Genomic DNA, 23,926 nt, shown 5'->3' on the forward strand with positions numbered 1-23,926 from the left:
GATCATTCTGACGCAAAAAAAGCAGTGGCATGTGCCACTGCTTTTTTTTAGTTATCCAGCTCACCCATTGATTTAACCTGGTCACGGTTAATCTGTTCAGTTTGACCGGTTTCGGCGTTTTTGTACGATACCAGACCGGTATCGTCATCCACCTGCGGTTTCCCGTCAGTAACGATAGTTTTACCATCGGTGGTTTTTACGGCCTGATTTGACGAACAGCCCGCCACGGTGAACATTGCAGTGGCAGCCAGAACGGAAGCGATCAGTAGTTTATTTTGCATGGTGTTTTCCCCTGCTCTCAGTTGAATTTTCGTTATCGACCTAACCATTTTAGGCTAACTGACTGAAAGCGGATGAAAAACCAGAAGGTTCTTAAGATGGGTAAAGAAAACCGTAGGGCGGGTAAGCGAAGCGCCACCCGCCACTTGCCCGGCGGCGCTAACGCTTGCCGGGCCTACGCAGATTACTTGCTAATCTGAGCGTGCATTTCCTGCACCGAAATCACCTTCTCGGTAGCATCCGCATTCAGCGCCATGGCCGTCGCGAAACCGCCGTTCAGGGTGGTGTCGTAATGCACTTTATACTGGAGCGCGCTGCGGCGAATCAGCTTGGAGTCTTCAATCGCCTGGCGACCTGCGGTGGTGTTGATGATGTAGGTGTACTCACCATTCTTGATACGGTCCTGAATGTGCGGACGACCTTCATGCACCTTGTTCACCAGACGCGGGTTGATCCCAGCTTCACCCAGCACAATTGCCGTGCCGTGGGTTGCATCCAGCTCGAAGCCCTGTTTAAGCAGCTTGGCGGCCAGGTCAACCACGCGCTCTTTATCGCCTTCGCGAACGGAGAGCAGCGCACGGCCCGATTTTCTCATGGTGGAGCTGCTGCCCAGCTGTGCCTTGGCAAACGCTTCTGCGAAGGTGCGGCCCACGCCCATCACTTCCCCGGTAGAGCGCATCTCTGGCCCTAACAGTGGGTCAACGCCCGGGAATTTGTTGAACGGCAGCACCACCTCTTTCACCGAGTAGTACGGCGGGATGATTTCTTTCGTGACGCCCTGCTGAGTCAGCGTCTGGCCAGCCATCACGCGCGCCGCCACTTTCGCCAGCGGAATACCGGTCGCTTTAGAGACGAACGGTACGGTACGTGCCGCACGCGGGTTGACTTCAATCAGATAAACTTCGTTGTCTTTCACTGCGAACTGGACGTTCATCAGGCCGCGAACCTGTAGCTCGAAGGCCAGCTTCTGCACCTGCTGACGCATCACATCCTGAATCTCCTGGCTCAGGGTGTACGCAGGAAGAGAACATGCGGAGTCACCGGAGTGCACACCAGCCTGCTCGATGTGCTCCATGATGCCGCCAATCAGCACCATTTCGCCGTCGCAGATAGCGTCAACGTCGACTTCAACCGCGTCGTCGAGGAAGCGGTCAAGCAGCACTGGCGCATCGTTGGAAACGCTCACCGCCGTCTGGAAGTAGCGACGCAGGTCGGCTTCGTCATAGACGATTTCCATCGCACGGCCGCCCAGTACGTAGGATGGACGCACCACCAGCGGGTAACCAATCTCTTTCGCTTTCTCAACGGCCATTTCAATCGCGGTCACGGTGGCGTTCGCCGGCTGTTTCAGCTTGAGACGATCAACTGCCTGCTGGAAACGCTCGCGGTCTTCCGCACGGTCAATCGCGTCCGGACTGGTGCCGATGACCGGCACACCTGCTGCTTCCAGCGCACGCGCCAGCTTCAGCGGAGTCTGGCCGCCATACTGCACGATCACGCCTTTCGGCTTCTCGATGCGCACGATTTCCAGCACGTCTTCCAGCGTAACCGGCTCGAAGTAGAGGCGGTCGGAAGTGTCGTAGTCGGTCGAGACGGTTTCCGGGTTACAGTTGACCATGATGGTCTCGTAACCGTCTTCGCGCAGTGCCAGCGAGGCATGCACGCAGCAGTAGTCGAACTCAATGCCCTGGCCGATACGGTTTGGACCGCCGCCCAGCACCATAATCTTGTCGCGGTCGACGGACGGGTTCGCCTCGCACTCGTCTTCATAGGTGGAGTACATGTACGCGGTATCGGTCGAGAACTCTGCCGCACAGGTGTCCACGCGCTTGTAAACCGGGTGCAGGTCATACTGGTCGCGCAGCTTGCGGATCTCCGCTTCACGTACGCCCGCCAGTTTAGCCAGACGCGCATCGGCGAAGCCTTTACGCTTCAGCATGCGCAGGAAGTCTGCGTCAAGGCCGTTGATGCCCAGCTCTGCCACTTTCTCTTCCAGACGCACCAGCTCTTCAATCTGCACCAGGAACCAGCGGTCGATGTTGGTCAGGTTAAATACGCCGTCAACGGACAGGCCCGCGCGGAAGGCATCGGCGATGTACCAGATACGCTCTGCACCCGCGTCTTTCAGCTCGCGGCGGATTTTGGTCAGTGCTTCCGGGTCGTCCAGGCTGACTTTCGGGTCAAAGCCGGTCGCGCCCACTTCCAGGCCACGCAGCGCTTTTTGCAGGGATTCCTGCTGCGTGCGGCCAATCGCCATGACTTCACCAACGGATTTCATCTGGGTAGTCAGACGGTCGTTCGCGCCGGCGAATTTCTCGAAGTTAAAGCGAGGAATTTTGGTCACAACGTAGTCGATGGACGGTTCGAAGGACGCTGGCGTGCGGCCACCGGTGATGTCGTTCATCAGCTCGTCAAGGGTGTAACCCACCGCCAGTTTCGCCGCCACTTTCGCAATCGGGAAGCCGGTGGCTTTGGAGGCCAGCGCGGAGGAACGGGACACGCGCGGGTTCATTTCGATAACAATCAGACGGCCGGTTTTCGGGTTCACCGAGAACTGCACGTTCGAGCCGCCGGTTTCCACGCCGATTTCACGCAGTACCGCCATCGAGGCGTTACGCATGATTTGGTACTCTTTGTCGGTCAGCGTCTGAGCTGGCGCAACGGTGATGGAGTCGCCGGTGTGGATCCCCATCGCGTCGAAGTTTTCGATGGAGCAGACGATGATGCAGTTGTCGTTTTTATCACGCACCACTTCCATCTCGTACTCTTTCCAGCCAATCAGCGATTCATCAATCAGCAGCTCTTTGGTTGGGGAGAGATCCAGACCGCGTTCGCAAATCTCTTCGAACTCTTCGCGGTTGTAGGCGATACCGCCGCCGGTGCCGCCCATGGTGAATGATGGACGGATGATGCACGGATAGCCCACGTCAGCCGCGACGGCCAGCGCTTCTTCCATGTTGTGTGCGATACCGGAACGCGCGGTGTCGAGGCCAATTTTTTTCATTGCTACGTCGAAGCGACGACGGTCTTCTGCTTTATCAATCGCGTCGGCGGTTGCACCAATCATGGTCACGCCGAACTCTTCCAGCACGCCCTGACGCTCCAGCTCCAGTGCACAGTTCAGCGCCGTCTGGCCGCCCATGGTCGGCAGCACCGCATCCGGACGCTCTTTCTCGATAATTTTGCGTACCACTTCCCAGTGAATCGGCTCAATGTAGGTCGCATCTGCCATTTCCGGGTCGGTCATGATGGTGGCCGGGTTAGAGTTGACCAGGATGACGCGGTAACCCTCTTCGCGCAGGGCTTTACACGCCTGCGCGCCGGAGTAGTCAAATTCGCAGGCCTGACCGATCACGATCGGGCCAGCGCCAAGGATCAGGATGCTTTTTATGTCTGTACGTTTTGGCATGGTCTTCTCAGCTCCTGATTATTTAGCAGTCTTACGGTATTGCTCGATAAGTTCGATGAAGTGATCGAACAGCGGCGCGGCATCGTGTGGGCCCGGGCTGGCTTCAGGGTGGCCCTGGAAGCTGAACGCAGGCTTATCGGTGCGATGGATACCCTGCAAGGTACCATCGAACAGTGATTTGTGCGTCACACGCAGGTTAGCGGGCATCGTCGCTTCATCCACAGCGAAGCCGTGGTTCTGCGCGGTGATCATTACCGTGTTGTTGTCGATATCTTTCACCGGGTGGTTACCACCATGGTGGCCGAACTTCATCTTGACGGTGTTCGCTCCGCTCGCCAGCGCCAGCAGCTGATGGCCGAGACAGATGCCGAATACCGGGATATCGGTTTCAAGGAAGGACTTAATGGCGTCGATAGCGTAGTCACACGGCGCCGGGTCGCCAGGACCGTTAGAGAGGAAGATGCCGTCCGGGTTCATCTTCAGAACATCTTCCGCAGACGTTTGTGCCGGGACGACCGTCAGGCGGCAGCCACGGTCAACCAGCATACGCAGGATGTTGCGCTTGGCACCAAAATCGTAGGCCACCACGTGGAACGGCAGCTCGCTTTCCGGTTTCGCTTCCGGCAGGTCGCCTTCCAGCGTCCAGCTTCCCTGCGTCCAGCTGTAGGCTTCTGTGGTAGTCACTTCTTTCGCCAGGTCCATCCCGTTCAGGCCCGGGAAGGCTTTCGCTTTTTCCAGCGCCAGCGCCGCATCGAGGTTGTCCCCTGCGATGATGCAGCCATTTTGTGCACCCTTCTCGCGCAGCAGACGCGTCAGCTTACGGGTATCGATATCGGCAATCGCCACAATGTTATGGCGCTTCAGGTAAGAAGAGAGGTCTTCGGTGTTGCGGAAGTTGCTGGCAATCAGCGGCAGGTCGCGAATGACCAGGCCTTGTGCATGTACCTGAGAGGATTCTTCGTCAGCCGCATTGGTGCCGACATTGCCGATATGAGGATAAGTAAGAGTAACGATTTGGCGAGAATAGGAAGGATCAGTGAGGATTTCTTGATAACCGGTCATTGAAGTATTGAAAACGACTTCCCCAACCGCCGAACCCGTTGCCCCTATGGCCCGACCGATAAACTGGGTTCCGTCTTCCAGAACCAATAGCGCTGACTTAATCAAAACACCCTCCAGAGAATATTCACTCACTTTATTTGCATATTAATTCATAACCATGTCATGGATCAATGCAAATGTGTTGCCAGCGGATTTTTGGCAAACGGCGGCATTCTGGGGATTTGCCATGTAAAAGTCAACTTAAAACGGGGATTTTGTTTATTCTTTTGCAGGCCTGATGGCTTGATTTCAAATTAAGCGGCAAAAAGATCAACTAAATCACTGTAGAAACCGCTTGCGCAGGCAGTTTAAAAGAAATAGTTATCTTGCTGGAATAAAAAGTGGACCAGACGGTCAAAATTTACAGTACAGCAACATAAAATAGCATGAAAACACTTACTTTAAACGAGTTAAATAGAATAATTCTTTGAAATAGACAAAATAAAAGGGCAATAAAATATTGCCCTATGCAATCAAACAGTTACGACTGCAATAACCACATCGCGATGGGTAATAACGCTTACAAATTGTTGAGTTCGAGCACATCTCGCATATCAAAAAGACCATTTGGCTTACCTTTTAGCCACAGTGCGGAGCGTACCGCCCCGTTTGCAAACGTCATGCGGCTGGATGCTTTATGTGTGATTTCGACCCTTTCACCAATATCGGCGAACATAGCGGTATGTTCGCCGACGATATCACCCGCGCGAACGGTGGCAAAACCAATGGTGCCAGGCACGCGCTCGCCAGTGTGACCTTCGCGAGAATAGACCGCGATGTCTTTCAAATCTTTATCCATTGCATAAGCAATCGCTTCGCCCATCGCCAGCGCCGTGCCAGATGGGGCATCGACTTTATGGCGGTGGTGCGCTTCAATAATCTCAATGTCGGTATAGTCGCCCATCACCTTCGCTGCCTTTTCCAGCAGTTTAAGCATAACGTTAACGCCTACGCTAAAGTTCGCGGCGAAGACAATTGCAATGTCGGCGGCTGCTTCCTGAATGGCCTGTTTACCGGCATCATCGAAACCGGTGGTGCCAATCACCATCCCTTTACCGTGCTGGCGGCAAAACGCCAGGTGAGTCAAAGTGCCTTCCGGACGGGTAAAGTCGATGAACACGTCAAAGTCTTCTTTCACCGCCTCCAGGTTGCTCTGTACGGTAACGCCTGTCTTGCCCGCGCCTGCCAGCTCGCCCGCATCGGAGCCCAGCAGGGATGAACCTTCACGCTCCAGCGCCGCGCCAAGTGCCACGCCATCCATCTGTAGTGCCGCCTGAATCAGCTGGCGACCCATACGTCCACCCGCGCCCGCAATGGCGACACGGATCTGTGCATCATGCATAGTTATTCTCTTACGTTAAAATGATGTAAACCGTTTTCAGATTAACCAGCCTTCGCTAAGGCTGCCAACTGAAAACACCAATAATTAGAATTTAACGTGAAACCGACTCAGATATCAGTAAAAGACATGATTTTGTCGTCACGATAAGATACGAAGCAAAAAAAAGGCCAGCACAGAAGGTGCTGGCCTTTCATCAGAAAAGAAATTATTCCACTTCGCGGGCGTCGATTCGCAGCTCTTTCGGCACTTCAAAGACAATGTTCTCTTCACGGCCTTCCAGCGGCACCGCTTCGCCACCACCCAGCTCTTGCAGGCGGGCAATGACGTTTTGCACCAGAATATCTGGCGCTGAAGCACCTGCGGTAACACCGACGCAGGCCGCGTTTTTCACCCACGCTTCCTGAATGTCCGTTGCGTCGTCGATCAGAAACGCCGCTTTCCCCATACGCTGCGCCAGTTCGGCCAGACGGTTAGAGTTAGAGGAGTTTTTTGAACCGACCACCAGCACCACGTCCGCCTGTTCAGCCAACGCGCGCACGGCTTCCTGACGGTTGGTGGTTGCGTAGCAGATATCATCTTTGCGCGGCCCGACGATTTTTGGGAAGCGCTGGCGCAGGGCGTCAATCACGTCTGAGGTGTCGTCCACGGAAAGCGTCGTCTGGGTCATAAACGACAGACGCGCTTCGTTTTTCACATTCAGCGTAAAAACGTCTTCCGGCGACTCAACCAGATACATGCCCCCTTCCGGGTTGCTGTACTGACCCATGGTGCCTTCAACTTCCGGGTGACCGGCATGGCCAATCAGAATCGACTCTTCACCACGACGGCTTGCACGCGCCACTTCCATATGCACCTTGGTCACTAACGGACAGGTGGCATCGAATACGGTCAGATCGCGGCTTTTGGCTTCGTTACGTACGGCCTGGGATACGCCGTGCGCGGAGAAGATGAGGATTGCGCCGTCCGGCACTTCGCTGATCTGCTCGATAAAAATCGCACCGCGCTCGCGCAGGCTGTCGACCACGTAGCGGTTGTGCACCACTTCGTGACGCACGTAAATCGGCGCGCCGTAAATCTCCAGCGCATTTTCAACAATGCTGATAGCGCGGTCTACACCGGCGCAAAAACCGCGCGGGTTAGCCAACAGGATCTGCATCTCAGTCCTCCAGCGCCGGATCGATCTCCAGCACTTCTACATCAAAATGAACGGTACGCCCGGCAAGCGGATGGTTGAAGTCAACGGTGATGGAATCCCCGTTGATTTCGCGGATCACGCCAGGCATTTCGCTGCCGTCCATAGCGGTAAAGAGCATAATCGCCCCGATCTCCGGTTCACCCGCATCCATAAACTCACGGCGCGAGAAGTACTGAATCAGATCCGGGCTTGGCACACCGAATGCCGCATCCGGCTCCAGTGAGAACGCTTTTTTCTCACCCTCTTTCAGCCCGAGAAGCTGTTGTTCTAGGCCTTCAGACAGGGAGGTGTCGCCCAGACGAAACAGCGCCGGTTTGCCATTGTTGCGGGTGGATTCGGCCGTGGAGCCGTCATCCAGCTTCAGCGTGAAATGAACGAGAACCGCGCTGTTGCTCTGTACGGATTTAGACATGCAAATTGCTCGCTTGTTTTGGGTCACCTGTTGCCCGGTGGCGCTACGCTTACCGGGCCTACGGGGGCCACAAATTCTGTAGGCCGGGATCGCTACGCGTCACCCGGCTGGTTTTGTTACGCCTGCTCTTTCGCGGCCGGTTTAGGCAAGAAGCCTTCCAGCACGATTAACGCTGCACCAACGCATATTGCGCTATCGGCGAGGTTAAAGGTCGCAAAGTGCCAGTTGCCGACGTAGAAGTCGATCATATCGACTACAAAGCCGTGCCACAGGCGGTCAAACAGGTTACCCAGTGCGCCACCAATGATCAGCGCGTAGGCGATGTTATTCAGCTTTTGCGTGGCCTTCGAGCGGTACATCAGCACCGCGAGCACGACGCAGATACCCGTTGCGATACCTGCGAAGAACCAACGCTGCCAGCCACCGCTGTCGGCAAGGAAACTAAACGCCGCGCCGTAGTTGCGGGCGTAGTGCAGGTTAAGCGACGGGAACAGCGGGACCGTATCCCCCAGAGCGAAATTCTGGAGGATCAGGAACTTGCTGCCCAAATCAATAATCAGCACCACTACCACCAGCCACAGCCAGCGCAGTCCTGTTGAACAGAGAGTTTTACTCATCAGGCAAACTTACGTTTTTCGCCGTCGCCGGCGACGTTGCTTACACAGCGTCCGCAGATGTCTGCGTGTTCCGCCACCTGGCCGACATCGGTAGTGTAATGCCAGCAACGCGGGCATTTTTCACCATCGGCTTTGCTCAGTGCGACCTTCAGTCCTTTGAGCAGTTCGCTCTGCTGAGCATCAGCAGATGCCTCGGCATAATCCGCAACTTTCGCACCGGAGGTCAACAGGACAAATCGTAATTCATCGCCCAGCGCGGTCAGCTTCGCGGCCAGCTCAGGCTCTGCGTAAAGGGTCACCGTCGCTTCCAGAGAGCCACCGACTTTCTTGTCAGCGCGCGCCTGCTCGATAACCTTGTTCACTTCGCCACGCACTTTCAGCAGCTCGTCCCAGTAGGCGTCGTTCATTGCTTCAGTGCTGGAGAGGTCGAACAGACCTTCGTACCACTCGCCGGTGAAGACATACTTCTCACGGTCGCCCGGCAGGTAACCCCAGATTTCATCTGCGGTGAAGGACATGATCGGCGCCATCCAGCGTACCAGCGCCTCTGCGATGTGGAACAGCGCGGTCTGGCAGCTACGACGCGCCACGCTGTCCGCTTTCGCGGTGTACTGGCGGTCTTTGATGATGTCGAGATAGAACGACCCCATCTCAATGGAGCAGAAGCGCATCAGGCGCTGCACCACTTCGTGGAAGTCGTAAGACTCATAGGCTTTCAGAATATCTTCCTGTGCCGCTTTCGCGCAGCCTACCGCCCAGCGATCGAGCACCACCATCTCTTCCGGCTTCACCATGTCTTTTACCGGATCAAACCCGTTCAGGTTCGCCAGCAGGAAGCGCGCGGTGTTACGGATACGACGATAGCTGTCAGCAGCACGTTTCAGGATCTCGTCAGACACCGCCATTTCGCCCGTGTAGTCGGTGGATGCCACCCACAGGCGTAGAATATCCGCGCCCAGCTTGTTCATCACGTCCTGCGGAGAAACGGTGTTACCGATGGATTTGGACATCTTACGGCCCTGACCATCCACGGTGAAGCCGTGGGTCAGTACCTGGCGGTAAGGTGCTTTGCCCTTCATGGCGGTGGAGATCATCAGGGATGACATGAACCAGCCGCGGTGTTGGTCGGAGCCTTCCAGATACATGTCGGCAGCGTGACCGGCGAACTCAGGGCGCACGTCAACCACGGAGGAGTGGGTAGACCCGGAGTCGAACCACACGTCCAGGGTATCCGGCACTTTCTCGTAGTTGTCCGCGTCAGCGCCCAGGATGTCACGGGAATCGAGATCCCACCACGCCTGAATGCCGTCAACTTCAACGCGCTTAGCCACCTCTTCCATCAGTTCCAGGGTGTTCGGGTGCAGTTCCTGCGTCTCTTTATGCACGAACAGCGACATCGGCACGCCCCAGGTGCGCTGACGGGAGATACACCAGTCAGGACGGTTAGCCACCATGGATTCGATACGCGCCTGGCCCCAGTCCGGGATCCACTGCACGCCTTTGATCTCTTTCAGAGACTGCTCGCGCAGGCCTTTCTGGTCCATGCTGACGAACCACTGCGGGGTCGCACGGAAGATAATCGGGGTCTTATGGCGCCAGCAGCACGGATAGCTGTGCTGCATTTTCTCAACGTGCAGCAGCGCGCCGCTGGTGCGAAGCATGTCAACGATGATGTCGTTGGCTTTAAAGACGTTGATACCGTCCAGCGCCGGGTAGGTGCCAGGCAGGTAAGAGCCATCCGGACCGACCGGGTTGGCGATTTCCAGACCGTATTTCAGGCTGATGTTGTAGTCGTCAGGACCGTGGCCGCCGGCGGTATGCACCGCACCGGTACCCGCGTCCAGCGTGACGTGGTCGCCCAGGATCGCCGGAACGTCGAAGTCCAGGAACGGGTGTTTGAAGCGCATCAGTTCCAGCGCGTCGCCTTTTACGGTGCCCAGCACGCTGTAATCGTTGATGTTCGCGCGTTTAAGCACGCTTTCAACCAGATCTTTTGCCAGGATAACCGCGCGACCATCAATCTGCACCAACGCGTACTCAAACTCACCGGACAGGGAAATGGCACGGTTGGCTGGTAACGTCCACGGGGTGGTGGTCCAGATAACCAGCGAGACTGGACCGCTTACGCCTGGCAGGCCAAATTTAGCTTTGATCGCATCCTGATCGACCGCTTCGAACGCCACGTCGATAGAAGGCGAGGTTTTGTCGTAATACTCTACTTCCGCTTCTGCCAGCGCAGAACGGCAGTCCACGCACCAGTGCACCGGCTTAGCGCCTTTATGCAGGTGACCGTTACCGATGATTTTACCCAGCGCACGGATAATGTTGGCTTCGGTTTTGAAGTCCATGGTCAGGTACGGGTGCGACCAGTCGCCTAGCACGCCCAGACGGATGAAGTCAGCGCGCTGACCGTCTACCTGGGTGGCAGCGTATTCGCGGCATTTCGCGCGGAACTCTGCGGCGGTGAACTTCTCACCCGGCTTACCGTACTCTTGCTCCACTTTCAGCTCGATTGGCAGACCATGGCAGTCCCAGCCCGGAACATAAGGCGAGTCATATCCCGCGAGTCCTTTGGACTTCACGATAATGTCTTTCAGAATCTTGTTTACAGAGTGACCAATATGAATGCTGCCATTCGCATAGGGAGGGCCATCATGCAGAATGAAGGTTTTTTTGCCTTTTTTGGCTGCACGAATGATGCCGTACAGGTCATCATCAGTCCAACGCGCCAGCATTCCCGGTTCGCGCTTGGCGAGATCGCCGCGCATCGGGAACCCTGTTTCCGGCAAATTCAGGGTTGATTTATAGTCACTCATCAGATTCTCGGTTCCGTATTTATCACGTAGGCAGTTAAGCCGGTTCTAAAGCCCAAAAAACTCGCGGGCCGTTAATTCATCTCGCGCGATTTGCGCCTTAAGTTCATCCAGCGAAGCGAATCGCTGTTCATTGCGTATTTTTTTACGCAGTATCACATCTATATGGCGACCGTAGAGGTCCATTACAACGTCCAGCAGGTGTACTTCTAACTGTTGACGCACACCGGAAACCGTTGGACGTGTACCAATGTTGGCAACACCGTAGAAAGGCTTCTCACCCAGTCCTGCCACTTCCACCGCATAGACCCCTTTAACCGGGGAGACCTGACGACGCAGCGGTATATTCGCCGTCGGAAAACCTATCGTGCGGCCCAGCGCATCGCCATGGACCACACGACCTGAAATTGTGAACGGATGACCCAGTAGCGTTTCTGCCGTGTCCAGTTCATCGTTCGCCAGCGCCTGACGTACCGCCGTGCTGCTGACGCGCACCCCGCCCTCACAGAAGGTCATCGTACTGGTGACGTCAAACCCGTACTCCAGGCCAGCCTTCTGTAATAACAAGAAATCGCCCTGACGACCAGCGCCAAAGCGGAAATCATCGCCCACGGCGAGAAACTGCACGCCAAGCTGCCTGACCAACAGATCGCTGACAAAGTTTTGTGCGGTCAGCGCGGCAAACCGACGGTCGAAGCGTACGCACAGGACGTAGTCCACGCCGGACTCCGCCAGGTAGCGTAACTTCTCACGCAGACGCGTCAGCCGCGCGGGGGATTTCTCGCCGGCAAACAACTCCAGCGGCTGCGGTTCGAAAATCATCACCACAACGGGCAGGCCACGCGCCTCCCCTTCTTTACGCAATCCCTGCAACAGCGCCTGATGCCCACGATGCACGCCGTCAAAATTACCAATGGTCAGCACGCACCCGTGCGGGGCTTGACTGAGATTATGTATGCCGCGTATCAGCTTCATGACTGGCTCAAAACAGTGAAAATCGCCAAAGTATACCTTGTACGGCGGTTAAGGTTAACCGGCGATTGTTCACGCGAAACAGAAAGCCGTATGATTTCATCAGGCTGACCTTTCACAGCAAAAAAATCTGCCCGAGAACTGCGATTTTTATGCCGAAAGGCTGTATTCACGAAAGACAAGCTGGTAGAATCCTGCGCCATCACTACGTAACGTAGCGTCGCTCATTAACGGCGCTTATTTGCACAAATCCATTGACAAAAGAAGGCAAAGAGGGCATATTCCTCGGCCTTTGAATTGTCCACATAGAACATATTTGGGAGTTGGACTTGGCTAATATCAAATCAGCTAAGAAACGTGCCGTTCAGTCTGAAAAGGCTCGTAAGCACAACGCAAGCCGTCGCTCTATGATGCGTACTTTCATCAAGAAAGTATACGCAGCAATCGAAGCAGGCGACAAAGCTGCAGCGCAGAACGCATTTAACGAAATGCAACCAATCGTGGATCGTCAGGCTGCTAAAGGTCTGATCCACAAAAACAAAGCAGCGCGTCATAAAGCAAACCTGACCGCGCAGATCAACAAACTGGCTTAATCGCTACTTGTTGTTGCTTGTTTGAAAGAACCCGCTTAACGCGGGTTTTTTTATGTCTTCAGATTGCCGGCGGCGTAAACAGCGCCGAGTAGTCGCGGTTGCAGATTCGCTGCACCGCCGGGTGCTGAATCATCCTTTCGGCGAATATGGCGTGATACTCTTCCATCACGTTATCCACCCTGCCAATCTCGGTAATCTTGTCGTCTGAATAGAGATCGTGCGCGTACAGCGTCGGGGCAACGAAGATAGCGTTGTGCGCCTCGCCAAAAGCCTTCATCAAAGCCGCATCGTCGAACTCACCGAGGATCTCCACGTTCAGCCCCTGCGAGTTAAACCAGTTCAGCAGCTTACGTCCGAGCATAGACCGCCTACCCGGCACCAGCAGGCGGCGCTCTTCCAGGCAAGCAGGAAACGGTTTTTCCGGCGGCGGATTAATGCACCAGAAACTGACGCCGCATTCGCCAATTTTCACCGAGAACAAGCCTTCCTGCTGCGTGGAGTCGATTGGGCAATCCGAAATGATCATATCCAGCTTATGCTGGCTCAGCTGTTCCAGCAGCATCTCGTGAGTGGACTCAAAGCAGCGTAAATGAATCTGTTCATCTTCCACCACCGCCGCATCCAGCACACCGCTTACCAGCCGTTTGGACAACGCATCCGCCACGCCCACGTCAAAGAGCAGGTTCGACTCTTTGCGATAGTTAACGATATCCAGCATCTCCTGGCTCAGGGTGAACATCTTGTCCGCATAGCGGAACACCAGTTCGCCCAGCTCGCTCGGCTCAATGCCACGTCCTTTCCGCTTAAAAAGCTTGCCCTGTAAGCGCTCTTCCAGGGCTTTGATTTGCCCGGTAATAGTTTGTGGTGTCAGGTAGAGCGCCTCTGCCGCTCCCACGACCGAGCCCTGCTTGTAGACATGCCAGAAGTAATAGAGATGGTTATAGTTCAAATGAGACATCACGTTTTCACTCCCTGATAGTTTATCGGGAGAAGGCTTCCCTTCTCCCGGTTTCCTGTTATGCCTGGACAGCCTGTCCGGACAACTTCACCTTCAACAAGGTATAACCAATAACCGCGGCCAGTAACGACCCGATAAGAATGCCGAGTTTCGCCCAGACGATAAGCTCAGGCGCGCTGGCACCAAACGCCAGCGTCGAGATAAAGATCGACATGGTGAATCCAATACCGCACAGCACGCCGATGGCCATAATCTGACTAAAGGTGGTTCCGTTTGGCAATGACGCCAGCTTCAGCTTCAGCGCCAGCCAGCAGAACAGGCTGATACCCAGCGGCTTACCGATAAACAAACCAGCGATGATACCCAGCGGCAGCACAGAGGTGAGTCCGTCCAGGGTAACACCGGCCAGGGAAACACCCGCGTTGGCAAATGCAAACAGCGGCAGGATCATAAAGCCCACCCACGGATGAAGCACATGCTCCAGCTGTCTGGCAGGCGATTTGCCGTCCTGCTCCTTCAGCGGAATAAAGAAGCCAACGATGACGCCCGCCAGCGTGGCATGCACGCCAGACTTCAGCACCGCCGTCCACAGCACCATCCCCACCAGAATATAAATACCCGTGCGTCGGACGTTGAAGACGTTCAGCAACGCCAGCACCGCAATAGCCACGGCCGCCACGCTCAGCGACAGAACCGACAGATCGCTGGTGTAGAACAGCGCGATAATCACGATAGCGCCCAGGTCATCGATAATCGCCAGCGCCATCAGGAAAATTTTCAGTGCTACCGGGACGCGGCTACCGAGCAAGGCTAAGACCCCGAGCGCAAACGCGATATCCGTTGCGGCCGGGATCGCCCAGCCGTCACGCGCAATCGGATCCTGCCACGCAAACGCGAGAAAGAGCAACGCGGGAACGATCATCCCGCCAATCGCCGCGATCACCGGAAACGCCGCGCGCTGACGGCTGGCAAGAGAACCGATCACCAGCTCACGTTTGACCTCCAGGCCTACCAGCAGGAAGAACACCGCCATCAGCGCATCGTTGATCCACAGCAGCATGTTCTTGTTAATTTCCAGCGCCCCGACCTTCAGCTCGACGGGGGTTTCCAGAAATGCGTGATAGAGATCGCGCGTCATGCCCATATTGGCGAGCAGCATGGCGGCTGCAGCAGCAATAATCAGGATGACGCCGCCGGATGCCTCACTGCTAAAGAAACGGTGTAGTAATTTCACGTTTAAACTCTCTTTTACAACAATACCTCGGTAAAACCATAATATCAGCGCAAACAGATCGGTAAAAACAGATTAATATTGGTTATAGATTCAGTTTAACCGAGGAATAACGCTATAAAGCAAAAAGCCCGGAATCGCTTCCGGGCTTTAAAGGATAGTAACCAGCTGGCAGGTTAGCGGGTTAAATCGTCGAAGAATTTTTTGACGCCATCGAAGAAGCTTTTGGAGCGCGGGCTGTTTTTCTCACCCGTCGGGCCACCAAAGCTTTCCTGAAGCTCTTTCAGCAGCTGTTTCTGCTTGTCGTTCAGGCCGACCGGCGTTTCAACGACCACGCGGCATAACAGGTCACCCTGCGCGCCACCGCGAACGGATTTAACGCCTTTGCCGCGCATGCGGAACAGCTTCCCGGTCTGGGTTTCGCCAGGGATTTTCAGGTTAACGCGACCGTCCAGCGTCGGCACTTCGATTTCGCCGCCCAGCGCCGCCATCGCAAAGTTGATCGGCACTTCACAGTACAGGTTGTTACCTTCACGCTCGAAGATGGCGTGCTGTTTAACCTGAACCTGAACGTACAGATCCCCTGCCGGTGCGCCGTGCTCGCCAGCTTCACCCTCACCTGCCAGACGGATGCGGTCGCCCGTATCCACGCCTGCCGGGATCTTAACGGACAGCGTTTTGGTTTTCTCCACGCGACCGTGACCGTGGCATTTGGTGCACGGATCTTTAATCAGCGTACCGCGACCATGACAATGCGGACAGGCCTGCTGCACCGCGAAGAAGCCCTGGCGCATCTGCACCTGACCGGAACCGTGACAGGTTGGACAGGTCTGTGGCTGAGTCCCCGCTTTCGCGCCGCTGCCGTGGCAAACGTCACACTCTTCCAGCGTCGGGATACGGATCTCTTTGGTTACGCCACGAACCGCTTCTTCCAGCGTCAGGTCCATGTTATAGCGCAGATCTGCGCCGCGCGCCGCGCGCTGACGACCACGACCGCCGCCGAAGATATCGCCAAATACATCGCCAAAGATGTCGCTGAAATCAGCGCCGCCGCCGAAGCCGCCGCCACCAAATCCACCGCCGCCCATGCCGCCCTGTTCAAAGGCCGCGTGACCATACTGGTCATAAGCCGCACGTTTTTGTGCATCGGTCAGGACTTCGTAGGCTTCTTTAATCTCTTTAAATTTGGCTTCAGCCTCTTTGTCACCCTGATTACGGTCAGGGTGGAATTTCATGGCCAGGCGCTTATATGCCTTTTTGATTTCACGCTCTTCCGCAGTTTTCGGAACGCCTAAAATCTCGTAATAGTCTTGCTTTGCCATTGGTTTTTTTAAGCCCCTTAACATGCGAGCACGGGCGTGGAGAATACTCCTACGCCCGTGCCGATTAATTACCCTGCATCAGGGCGATTATTTTTTATCTTTCACTTCTTCGAACTCAGCGTCGACAACATCGTCGTCTTTCGCGTTGTTCTGAGAAGCATCAGCGCCCGCCTGCTGCTGTGCGTGCTGCTGCTGAGCGATTTCCATCAGCTTCTGAGAAACCTGTGCCAGCTCCTGCATCTTCGCTTCAATGTCCGCTTTGTCTTCGCCTTTCAGAGACGTTTCCAGCGCGCTCAGTGCAGTTTCGATCGCAGTTTTGTCTTCCGCTGGCAGTTTATCGCCCGCTTCTTCAACCTGCTTACGGGTGCTGTGCAGCAGATGGTCACCCTGGTTACGGGTCTGAACCAGCTCTTCGAACTTACGGTCGGATTCCGCGTTAGCTTCGGCATCACGAACCATTTTTTCGATTTCCGCTTCGTTCAGGCCAGAAGATGCCTTGATGGTGATCTTCTGCTCTTTACCGCTGTTTTTGTCTTTCGCAGACACGTGCAGGATACCGTCAGCATCGATGTCGAAGGTGACTTCGATCTGTGGCATGCCGCGTGGTGCCGGGTTAATACCGTCCAGGTTGAACTGACCCAGAGATTTGTTATCCGCCGCACGCTTACGCTCACCCTGAATCACATGGATGGTTACCGCAGACTGGTTGTCTTCAGCGGTGGAGAACACCTGGCTGTGTTTCGTCGGGATAGTAGTGTTTTTGTTGATGAGCGGAGTCATCACGCCACCCATGGTTTCGATACCCAGTGACAGCGGAGTAACATCCAGCAGCAGTACGTCTTTCACTTCACCCGTCAGAACACCACCCTGAACCGCAGCACCGATAGCAACCGCTTCGTCCGGGTTCACGTCTTTACGTGGCTCTTTACCAAAGAATTCAGCAACTTTCTTCTGAACCATTGGCATACGGGTCTGACCACCTACCAGGATAACGTCCTGAATATCAGACACGGACAGGCCAGCGTCCTGCAATGCAACTTTCAGCGGCTCGATAGAACGGTTCACCAGGTCTTCTACCAGGCTTTCCAGTTTCGCACGGGTCACTTTGATGTTCATGTGTTTTGGACCGGTCGCGTCTGCGGTGATGTACGGCAGGTTCACGTCGGTCTGCTGAGCGGAAGACAGTTCGATCTTCGCTTTCTCAGCGGCTTCTTTCAGGCGCTGCATGGCCAGCGGGTCGTTACGCAGGTCAATGCCCTGATCTTTCTTAAACTCGTCAACGAGGTAGTTGATCAGACGGGTATCGAAGTCTTCACCACCCAGGTGGGTATCACCATTGGTTGCCAGAACTTCGAAGGTTTTTTCGCCGTCAACGTCGTCGATTTCGATAATAGAGATATCGAAGGTACCACCACCCAGGTCGTAAACCGCGATAGTACGGTTACCAACTTCTTTATCCAGACCGTAAGCCAGTGCTGCTGCGGTTGGTTCGTTGATGATACGTTTTACTTCCAGACCTGCGATACGGCCAGCATCTTTGGTTGCCTGACGCTGAGCATCGTTGAAGTAAGCAGGTACGGTGATAACAGCTTCAGTTACCGGTTCACCCAGGTAATCTTCCGCGGTTTTCTTCATTTTCTTCAGCACTTCAGCAGAGATCTGCGGAGGTGCAGTTTTGGTGCCTTTCACATCAAGCCATGCATCGCCGTTATCGGCTGCGATGATTTTGTAAGGCATGATGGAAACGTCACGCTGAACTTCTTCGTCCTGGAAGCGGCGGCCAATCAGGCGTTTGATTGCAAACAGGGTGTTTTGCGGGTTTGTCACTGCCTGACGTTTAGCCGGCTGACCAACCAGAGTTTCACCATCCTGGGTATAAGCAATGATAGAAGGCGTGGTGCGATCGCCCTCGGCGTTCTCCAGCACACGTGCAGTAGTGCCATCCATAATCGCTACACAAGAGTTGGTAGTACCCAGGTCGATACCAATAATTTTACCCATCTAAACGTCTCCACTAAAAATTCAGTCAACATGTGGTTGTGTACCTGTAATAAGGGCAGAACGTGCTTTTTCAACTGCCCAGATTTGATTTTTTTCAGGTCCACACACTGCGGTTGCTTACAAGATGGGGTCACAACGGCATCCATCAAGGGGGAAGGATAAAAAATTTTTTAATTTCACCCCGATGAGATCATAGACGGCGCCGATGCCGCCCATTATGATGCCGCGCCCCGTCAGGTAGAACTGGCGCGGGTTTAACCATTTCACCATATTAATGATGATTTTTTTGAGGACTTATGGGCAACACTAAGTTGGCTAATCCGGCTCCGCTGGGCCTGATGGGTTTTGGCATGACCACCATTCTGCTGAACCTGCACAACATCGGGATGTTCCCGATGGACGGCGTAATCCTGGCGATGGGCATTTTTTACGGCGGTATCGCGCAAATTTTCGCGGGCCTGCTGGAATATAAGAAAGGCAATACCTTCGGCTTAACCGCCTTTACCTCTTACGGTTCGTTCTGGCTGACGCTGGTCGCCATTCTGCTGATGCCTAAAATGGGCCTGGCAGATGCTTCAAACGCCCATTTCCTGGGCGTGTACCTGGGACTGTGGGGCGTGTTCACCCTGTTCATGTTCTTCGGCACCCTGAAGGCGAACCGCGCGCTGCAATTCGTCTTCCTGAGCCTGACCGTGCTGTTCGCTCTGCTTGCCGCGGGTCACCTGGCGGATAACGAAGGCATCGTTCACGTTGCCGGCTGGGTCGGTCTGGTGTGCGGCGCAAGCGCTATCTACCTGGCAATGGGTGAAGTGCTGAACGAGCAGTTCGGCCGCACCGTATTACCGATTGGTGAAAAACACTGATCCCTCTGTCGTGCCCGCGTCGCGGGCACGACATCCCTCTGACTGGCGAAGCCACATCCCCAATACCAGCCCCATCAGCGATAACGCCAGCACGTACCATGCAGGTGCAAGGGGTGACAGCCCCATCAACACCGTGACCACAATCGGGGTCAGCCCACCGAAAATGGCATACGAGACGTTATAAGAGAAAGAGATGCCGGTGAAGCGTACCTCCGGCGGGAAGGCGCGGACCATTACGTACGGTACGGCGCCAACGACGCCCACGCACAGCCCGACGATGCCGTACAGCAGGAACAACTGTTCAGGATGGCTGCCCGCAAGATGGTAGAATGCCCAGCTCGACGCGGCCAGCAGCAGGCTGCCGACAATAAAGGTCACGCTGGCACCGAAACGATCCGCCGCCAGTCCCGCGGCCAGACAGCCAAAGCAGAGCATAATTGTCGCGATACTGTTCGCCTGTAACGTCACAGCAGGCGCAAAACCGTACTGTTTTTGCAGCCAGACCGGCGACATCAAAATGACCACCACGATACCCGCAGACAGCAGCCAGGTCAGAAGCATCGACACGACTACCGCTTTTTTATGCCGCACTACTACGGTTTTTACCGGCAATTCTTGCGCCAGCGCCTTCCGCTGCTGCATTTCCAGAAATACTGGCGTCTCCTGCAACCAACGTCGCAGGTACATTGCCACCAGCCCAAACGCCCCGCCCAGCAGGAACGGGATACGCCAGCCCCAGTCGTGAACGGCCTGTTGCGTCATGCTGGTATTGATGATGGTTGCAACCACGGAGCCAAGCAGGATCCCGATCGTCAGTCCTGCGGTCAGGGTTCCGCACGCAATGCCGATGCGGCGCACCGGGACGTGCTCAGCGACAAAAACCCACGCGCCCGGCACTTCCCCGCCGATGGCCGCGCCCTGGAGAATACGCATCAGTAGCAGCAATAACGGGGCGATAATGCCCATCGACTCATAGGTAGGCAAAAGGCCAATCGCCAGCGTCGGCACGGCCATCAGCAGGATGCTGAGGGTAAACATCTTCTTGCGCCCAACCAGATCGCCAAAGTGCGCCATAACAATGCCGCCCAGCGGACGCGCCAGATACCCGGCAGCGAAAATGCCGAAGGTTTGCACCTGACGCAGCCATTCAGGAATATCCGCCGGGAAAAACAGCGCCCCCACGACGGCGGCGAAGAAGACAAAGATGATGAAGTCGTAAAACTCCAGCGCGCCGCCCAGAGCAGCGAGCGTGAGGGTTTTGTAGTCCTGTCGATTCAGAGGTCGGGTGTTATGTGACATAGCGAACCATTGTGCATGTGTTGTGGATTATTTTTTACAGCAATCGTAAAGAAAAAATTACTATATCGTAAATCCATTTACACGCTACTGCGGCTGGCGCAAATGTCACATTTAAAGCATTTTCAGGAGATTGTTTCGCGGCGAGCGCTTTTAGGGCGAAATGCTGCTACCACGTTGCCGTCAGTTTCCACGTACGGACCGTCAAGCAGTTGTATACAATACGGTACACTCGCAAAGATACCGTGGACGATAACGCTCCCGTCTTCGGCTTTTACTCCTTCCAGCGTTTCTTTTATCGACTTCGGCTGCCCCGGCAGGTTCAGGATCAGCGCCTGTTTGCGGATCACCCCGACCTGACGGGAAAGAATGGCCGTCGGGACAAAGTGTAGACTGATCTGGCGCATCTGTTCACCGAAGCCCGGCATTTCACGATCGGCGATAGCCAGCGTCGCGTCCGGCGTTACATCGCGGCGCGCGGGGCCGGTTCCGCCCGTCGTCAGCACAAGGTGGCAGCTCATCTCATCCACCAGCTCACACAGGGTCTGCTCGATGATCGGCTGCTCGTCCGGGATCAGGCGAGTCTGGATCTCAAACGGGGTAGTGAGCGCGCTGCCCAGCCACGCTTCCAGAGCAGGGATGCCTTTATCCTGATAAACACCGCTGGAGGCGCGGTCAGAAATCGACACTAAGCCGATGCGTAAGGTATTCATATCCATTCCATTCAAAAAGTACTGATTAAAGGGAATGATACACGCAGAGAGAAAATTCAGACAGAGGCGGGGGAAAGAGGCGTGACCGGGAACCCGGTCACGCAGAATGATTACAGCAGGTCGCCGATCATTTTTTCCAGTTTTTCCTGGTCGATAGCAAACTTACGGATACCGTCCGCCAGTTTATCTACGGCCATTGGATCCTGGTTGTGCTGCCACAGGAACTCGGACTCGGTGATGCGCTCTGGGCGCGCTTTCACTTCACCGGTGTAGGACAGTTTACGCTCGATAGCTCCTTCGCTTTCTGCCAGCTCTTTCAGCAGCGCAGGGGCGATGGTCAGGCGGTCACAGCCAGCCAGCTCAATGATTTCACCGACGTTACGGAAGCTTGCGCCCATAACAACGGTCTCATAGCCGTGCTGTTTGTAGTATTCGTAGATTTCCGTCACGGAAATCACGCCTGGATCTTCAGACGCCGCATACTCTTTCTTGTCGGTGTTGGCTTTGTACCAGTCCAGAATACGGCCCACAAACGGAGAAATCAGGTATACGCCAGCTTCGGCACATGCACGCGCCTGTGCGAAGGAGAACAGCAGAGTCAGGTTACAGTTGATCCCTTCTTTTTCCAGCTGTTCAGCGGCGCGAATGCCCTGCCAGGTAGAGGCCAGTTTGATCAGGATACGGTCGTTGCTGATGCCCGCATCGTTGTACAGTTTGATCAGGCGTTTTGCTTTGGCAATAGACGCTTCGGTGTCGTAGGACAGGCGAGCATCAACTTCAGTAGAGATACGGCCAGGAACGAGCTTCAGGATTTCCAGACCGATGTTTACTGCCAGTTTGTCAGTCGCATCCACAACCTGCTGCGCGCGGTCATTGCTCTGTGCTTTTGCCCAGGTCACCGCCTCGTCGATCAGTTTGCGATACTCAGGGATCTGCGCGGCGTTAAGGATCAGAGAAGGGTTGGTTGTAGCATCCTGCGGCTGGTACAGCTTCATTGCCGCAATATCTCCGGTGTCAGCGACGACAGTGGTGAACTGACGAAGGGAGGTCAATTTATCCGTCATGATAGTGTTTCTCTTTTAACGTTCCCTGGATAATTCACACTACCGACAGCCTGCCAGCAGCGGAAAAATGACAGGTTTACTTGTTAGGGGGATGTAACCGGTCTGCCCTGATGATAACACGAGTGAGAGGCAGCGCAACCGCAGACAGTGCGCTTAGGCAGAGTATGATAAACTCAGAATATTAACAGGCTGCTAAGTAACAGCATGCACAATCAGTGGTAGCGCTTACATATTCACGTTGGCATCAACAAGAGGGACGTTAGTGCCTGATTTCTTTTTCTTTATTAACGAAGTCCTCTGGGGTTCTATCATGATATACCTGCTTTCAGGAGCAGGTATCTGGTTTACGTGGCGCAGCGGACTGATTCAGTTTCGCTATATTCGCAAATTTGGCAGAAGTCTGAAAAACAGCGTCACACCACAGCCGGGCGGCCTGACCTCGTTTCAGGCGCTCTGTACCAGCCTGGCCGCGCGCGTCGGCAGCGGTAACCTGGCCGGTGTCGCGCTGGCAATCGGCGCGGGCGGTCCGGGCGCGGTATTCTGGATGTGGGTGACGGCGATTATCGGTATGGCCACCTCCTTTGCTGAATGCTCGCTTGCGCAGCTCTACAAAGAAAAAGACGGCAACGGTCAATTTCGCGGCGGCCCCGCCTGGTATATGGCTCGCGGACTGGGAATGCGCTGGATGGGCGTCCTGTTCTCAATCTTTTTACTGATGGCCTATGGTCTTATTTTCAATACCGTTCAGGCTAATTCCGTCGCCCACGCGCTGCGCTTTGCCTTCAATTGTCCGGAGTGGCTGACGGGCAGCGCGCTTGCCCTTCTCACCCTGCTGACCATTGTGACCGGGCTGAGAGGGGTTGCCCGCCTGATGCAGTGGCTGGTTCCGCTGATGGCGCTGCTGTGGGTGTCAACCAGCCTGTTGGTATGCGCGATACATATCGACGAAGTGCCGAACGTCATCGTCACCATTTTCCAAAGCGCGTTCGGCTGGCGCGAAGCGGCTTCCGGCGCGCTGGGTTACACCCTTAGCCAGGCTCTCACTGCGGGTTTTCAGCGAGGCATGTTCTCCAACGAGGCGGGAATGGGCTCCACGCCGAATGCCGCCGCAGCGGCCGCATCCTGGCCCCCGCATCCCGCCGCGCAGGGCATTGTACAGATGATTGGCGTCTTCACAGACACCATTGTTATCTGCTCCGCCAGTGCGATGATAATGTTGCTGTCCGGCGCCGTTGAACATCCATCCGGCAGTACAGCAGGCATTCACTGGGTACAACAGGCGCTGGTCTCCCTCGTCGGCGGTTGGGGCGCAGGCCTTGTCGCCCTTGTCGTGGGGCTTTTTGCCTTCAGTTCTATTGTGGTGAACTATATCTATGCCGAGAACAACCTTATTTTCCTGAAAGTTGACTCGCGTCTGGCCCGCAACATCCTTCGCGCGGGTGTGCTGGCCATGGTATTTGTCGGTTGCCTGCTCAGCATGCCGATGATCTGGCAACTGGCGGATGTCATTATGGCGCTGATGGCCATCACCAATTTGACGGCAATTTTGCTTCTTTCACCGGTTGTGGCGCTGATCGCGCGCGATTATCTGCGTCAGCGCAAGCTCGGCGTACAGCCCGTCTTTGACGCCTCACGCTATCCCGAAATCGAATCACAAATTGCTCCTGGCACCTGGGATGATTTGCCGCGGCAATAACAGCTATCGATCAATTCAGGGCGATTTTTTGTTAAAGTCGCTCTAAATT

At 55.2% G+C, this 23,926-nt stretch carries 19 protein-coding genes and 1 pseudogene; 3 read left to right on the forward strand and 17 right to left on the reverse strand.

Annotation, left to right across the window (positions count from 1 at the left end; all coding sequences use genetic code 11):
• Nucleotides 1–47: 47 nt before the first annotated feature.
• From ACOTXC_RS15660 to ACOTXC_RS15705, 10 genes and pseudogenes are all read right to left on the reverse strand, one after another.
• A complete protein-coding gene (locus ACOTXC_RS15660) occupies nucleotides 48–281 on the reverse strand; it encodes a YgdI/YgdR family lipoprotein (RefSeq protein ID WP_003856439.1) in 234 nt (77 codons plus the stop codon).
• A gap of 182 nt (nucleotides 282–463) precedes the next feature.
• Complete coding sequence (carB, locus tag ACOTXC_RS15665) at nucleotides 464–3,688, reverse strand: carbamoyl-phosphate synthase large subunit (RefSeq protein ID WP_022647013.1); 3,225 nt, start codon at nucleotides 3,686–3,688, stop codon at nucleotides 464–466.
• 18 nt (nucleotides 3,689–3,706) lie between these two features.
• A complete protein-coding gene (carA, locus tag ACOTXC_RS15670) occupies nucleotides 3,707–4,855 on the reverse strand; it encodes a glutamine-hydrolyzing carbamoyl-phosphate synthase small subunit (RefSeq protein ID WP_023299297.1) in 1,149 nt (382 codons plus the stop codon).
• 454 nt (nucleotides 4,856–5,309) lie between these two features.
• Nucleotides 5,310–6,131: a 4-hydroxy-tetrahydrodipicolinate reductase gene (dapB, locus tag ACOTXC_RS15675; RefSeq protein WP_022647011.1), complete on the reverse strand. Its 822-nt coding sequence runs from the start codon at nucleotides 6,129–6,131 to the stop codon at nucleotides 5,310–5,312.
• 205 nt (nucleotides 6,132–6,336) lie between these two features.
• Nucleotides 6,337–7,287 carry a 4-hydroxy-3-methylbut-2-enyl diphosphate reductase gene (gene ispH / locus ACOTXC_RS15680; protein WP_022647010.1) on the reverse strand — a complete coding sequence of 317 codons (951 nt, stop codon included), beginning with the start codon at nucleotides 7,285–7,287 and terminating at the stop codon, nucleotides 6,337–6,339.
• A gap of 1 nt (nucleotide 7,288) precedes the next feature.
• On the reverse strand, nucleotides 7,289–7,738 hold the full coding sequence (gene fkpB / locus ACOTXC_RS15685) for an FKBP-type peptidyl-prolyl cis-trans isomerase (protein WP_022647009.1): 450 nt from the start codon (nucleotides 7,736–7,738) through the stop codon (nucleotides 7,289–7,291).
• A 116-nt stretch (nucleotides 7,739–7,854) separates the two neighbouring features.
• The gene (lspA, locus tag ACOTXC_RS15690) at nucleotides 7,855–8,355 is read right to left on the reverse strand and encodes a signal peptidase II (protein WP_421767821.1); all 501 of its coding nucleotides are present in this window, start codon (nucleotides 8,353–8,355) and stop codon (nucleotides 7,855–7,857) included.
• Nucleotides 8,355–11,171: an isoleucine--tRNA ligase gene (ileS, locus tag ACOTXC_RS15695; RefSeq protein WP_063148248.1), complete on the reverse strand. Its 2,817-nt coding sequence runs from the start codon at nucleotides 11,169–11,171 to the stop codon at nucleotides 8,355–8,357. Before ileS ends, lspA begins: the two co-directional genes overlap by 1 nt.
• A 45-nt stretch (nucleotides 11,172–11,216) precedes the next feature.
• Complete coding sequence (gene ribF, locus ACOTXC_RS15700; RefSeq protein ID WP_023299293.1) at nucleotides 11,217–12,143, reverse strand: bifunctional riboflavin kinase/FAD synthetase; 927 nt, start codon at nucleotides 12,141–12,143, stop codon at nucleotides 11,217–11,219.
• Between the two features lie 7 nt (nucleotides 12,144–12,150).
• A pseudogene (locus ACOTXC_RS15705) lies at nucleotides 12,151–12,368 on the reverse strand (DUF2575 domain-containing protein).
• Nucleotides 12,369–12,469: 101 nt separating this feature from the next.
• Between ACOTXC_RS15705 and rpsT the strand changes: the two are divergent.
• Nucleotides 12,470–12,733: a 30S ribosomal protein S20 gene (gene rpsT, locus ACOTXC_RS15710; protein ID WP_003856458.1), complete on the forward strand. Its 264-nt coding sequence runs from the start codon at nucleotides 12,470–12,472 to the stop codon at nucleotides 12,731–12,733.
• Between the two features lie 58 nt (nucleotides 12,734–12,791).
• On the opposite strand, the gene nhaR is transcribed toward rpsT, so the two are convergent.
• From nhaR to dnaK, 4 genes are all read right to left on the reverse strand, one after another.
• Nucleotides 12,792–13,691 carry a transcriptional activator NhaR gene (gene nhaR, locus ACOTXC_RS15715; protein ID WP_003856462.1) on the reverse strand — a complete coding sequence of 300 codons (900 nt, stop codon included), beginning with the start codon at nucleotides 13,689–13,691 and terminating at the stop codon, nucleotides 12,792–12,794.
• 58 nt (nucleotides 13,692–13,749) lie between these two features.
• Nucleotides 13,750–14,925 (reverse strand): Na+/H+ antiporter NhaA, encoded by a 1,176-nt coding sequence (gene nhaA, locus ACOTXC_RS15720; protein WP_045621246.1) that lies wholly within the window; start codon nucleotides 14,923–14,925, stop codon nucleotides 13,750–13,752.
• A gap of 173 nt (nucleotides 14,926–15,098) precedes the next feature.
• Nucleotides 15,099–16,244 (reverse strand): molecular chaperone DnaJ, encoded by a 1,146-nt coding sequence (dnaJ, locus tag ACOTXC_RS15725; protein ID WP_008502040.1) that lies wholly within the window; start codon nucleotides 16,242–16,244, stop codon nucleotides 15,099–15,101.
• An 87-nt stretch (nucleotides 16,245–16,331) separates the two neighbouring features.
• Nucleotides 16,332–18,245: a molecular chaperone DnaK gene (gene dnaK / locus ACOTXC_RS15730; protein ID WP_006810169.1), complete on the reverse strand. Its 1,914-nt coding sequence runs from the start codon at nucleotides 18,243–18,245 to the stop codon at nucleotides 16,332–16,334.
• 296 nt (nucleotides 18,246–18,541) lie between these two features.
• On the opposite strand from dnaK, the gene satP reads away from it, so the two are divergent.
• Nucleotides 18,542–19,108, forward strand: a complete 567-nt coding sequence (gene satP, locus ACOTXC_RS15735; RefSeq protein ID WP_022647004.1) for an acetate uptake transporter — start codon at nucleotides 18,542–18,544, stop codon at nucleotides 19,106–19,108.
• Here the strand turns inward: satP and ACOTXC_RS15740 are convergent.
• From ACOTXC_RS15740 to tal, 3 genes are all read right to left on the reverse strand, one after another.
• Entirely contained in the window at nucleotides 19,085–20,407 is a 1,323-nt protein-coding gene (locus tag ACOTXC_RS15740) for an MFS transporter (protein ID WP_023305417.1), read from the reverse strand. The two genes, satP and ACOTXC_RS15740, sit on opposite strands and share 24 nt — an antisense overlap.
• Before the next feature lie 122 nt (nucleotides 20,408–20,529).
• On the reverse strand, nucleotides 20,530–21,117 hold the full coding sequence (gene mog / locus ACOTXC_RS15745) for a molybdopterin adenylyltransferase (RefSeq protein WP_003856479.1): 588 nt from the start codon (nucleotides 21,115–21,117) through the stop codon (nucleotides 20,530–20,532).
• 110 nt (nucleotides 21,118–21,227) lie between these two features.
• Entirely contained in the window at nucleotides 21,228–22,181 is a 954-nt protein-coding gene (tal, locus tag ACOTXC_RS15750; protein WP_003856481.1) for a transaldolase, read from the reverse strand.
• 262 nt (nucleotides 22,182–22,443) lie between these two features.
• Here tal and ACOTXC_RS15755 point away from each other — a divergent pair, with 262 nt between their 5' ends.
• On the forward strand, nucleotides 22,444–23,877 hold the full coding sequence (locus ACOTXC_RS15755; protein WP_023299289.1) for an alanine/glycine:cation symporter family protein: 1,434 nt from the start codon (nucleotides 22,444–22,446) through the stop codon (nucleotides 23,875–23,877).
• Nucleotides 23,878–23,926 lie beyond the last annotated feature (49 nt).

It is taken from the genome of Enterobacter cloacae complex sp. IR5428, assembly GCF_049238585.1.
GTDB lineage: Bacteria > Pseudomonadota > Gammaproteobacteria > Enterobacterales > Enterobacteriaceae > Enterobacter > Enterobacter intestinihominis.

Excerpts from the sequence above, each read along its gene's own strand:
- ACOTXC_RS15660 (WP_003856439.1), bottom strand. The coding sequence starts at position 281 with ATGCAAAATAAACTACTGATCGCTTCCGTTCTGGCTGCCACTGCAATG.
- carB (WP_022647013.1), bottom strand. The coding sequence starts at position 3,688 with ATGCCAAAACGTACAGACATAAAAAGCATCCTGATCCTTGGCGCTGGC.
- dapB (WP_022647011.1), bottom strand. The coding sequence starts at position 6,131 with ATGCATGATGCACAGATCCGTGTCGCCATTGCGGGCGCGGGTGGACGT.
- ispH (WP_022647010.1), bottom strand. The coding sequence starts at position 7,287 with ATGCAGATCCTGTTGGCTAACCCGCGCGGTTTTTGCGCCGGTGTAGAC.
- fkpB (WP_022647009.1), bottom strand. The coding sequence starts at position 7,738 with ATGTCTAAATCCGTACAGAGCAACAGCGCGGTTCTCGTTCATTTCACG.
- lspA (WP_421767821.1), bottom strand. The coding sequence starts at position 8,355 with ATGAGTAAAACTCTCTGTTCAACAGGACTGCGCTGGCTGTGGCTGGTG.
- ileS (WP_063148248.1), bottom strand. The coding sequence starts at position 11,171 with ATGAGTGACTATAAATCAACCCTGAATTTGCCGGAAACAGGGTTCCCG.
- ribF (WP_023299293.1), bottom strand. The coding sequence starts at position 12,143 with ATGAAGCTGATACGCGGCATACATAATCTCAGTCAAGCCCCGCACGGG.
- nhaR (WP_003856462.1), bottom strand. The coding sequence starts at position 13,691 with ATGTCTCATTTGAACTATAACCATCTCTATTACTTCTGGCATGTCTAC.
- dnaJ (WP_008502040.1), bottom strand. The coding sequence starts at position 16,244 with ATGGCAAAGCAAGACTATTACGAGATTTTAGGCGTTCCGAAAACTGCG.
- dnaK (WP_006810169.1), bottom strand. The coding sequence starts at position 18,245 with ATGGGTAAAATTATTGGTATCGACCTGGGTACTACCAACTCTTGTGTA.
- satP (WP_022647004.1), top strand. The coding sequence starts at position 18,542 with ATGGGCAACACTAAGTTGGCTAATCCGGCTCCGCTGGGCCTGATGGGT.
- ACOTXC_RS15740 (WP_023305417.1), bottom strand. The coding sequence starts at position 20,407 with ATGTCACATAACACCCGACCTCTGAATCGACAGGACTACAAAACCCTC.
- mog (WP_003856479.1), bottom strand. The coding sequence starts at position 21,117 with ATGAATACCTTACGCATCGGCTTAGTGTCGATTTCTGACCGCGCCTCC.
- tal (WP_003856481.1), bottom strand. The coding sequence starts at position 22,181 with ATGACGGATAAATTGACCTCCCTTCGTCAGTTCACCACTGTCGTCGCT.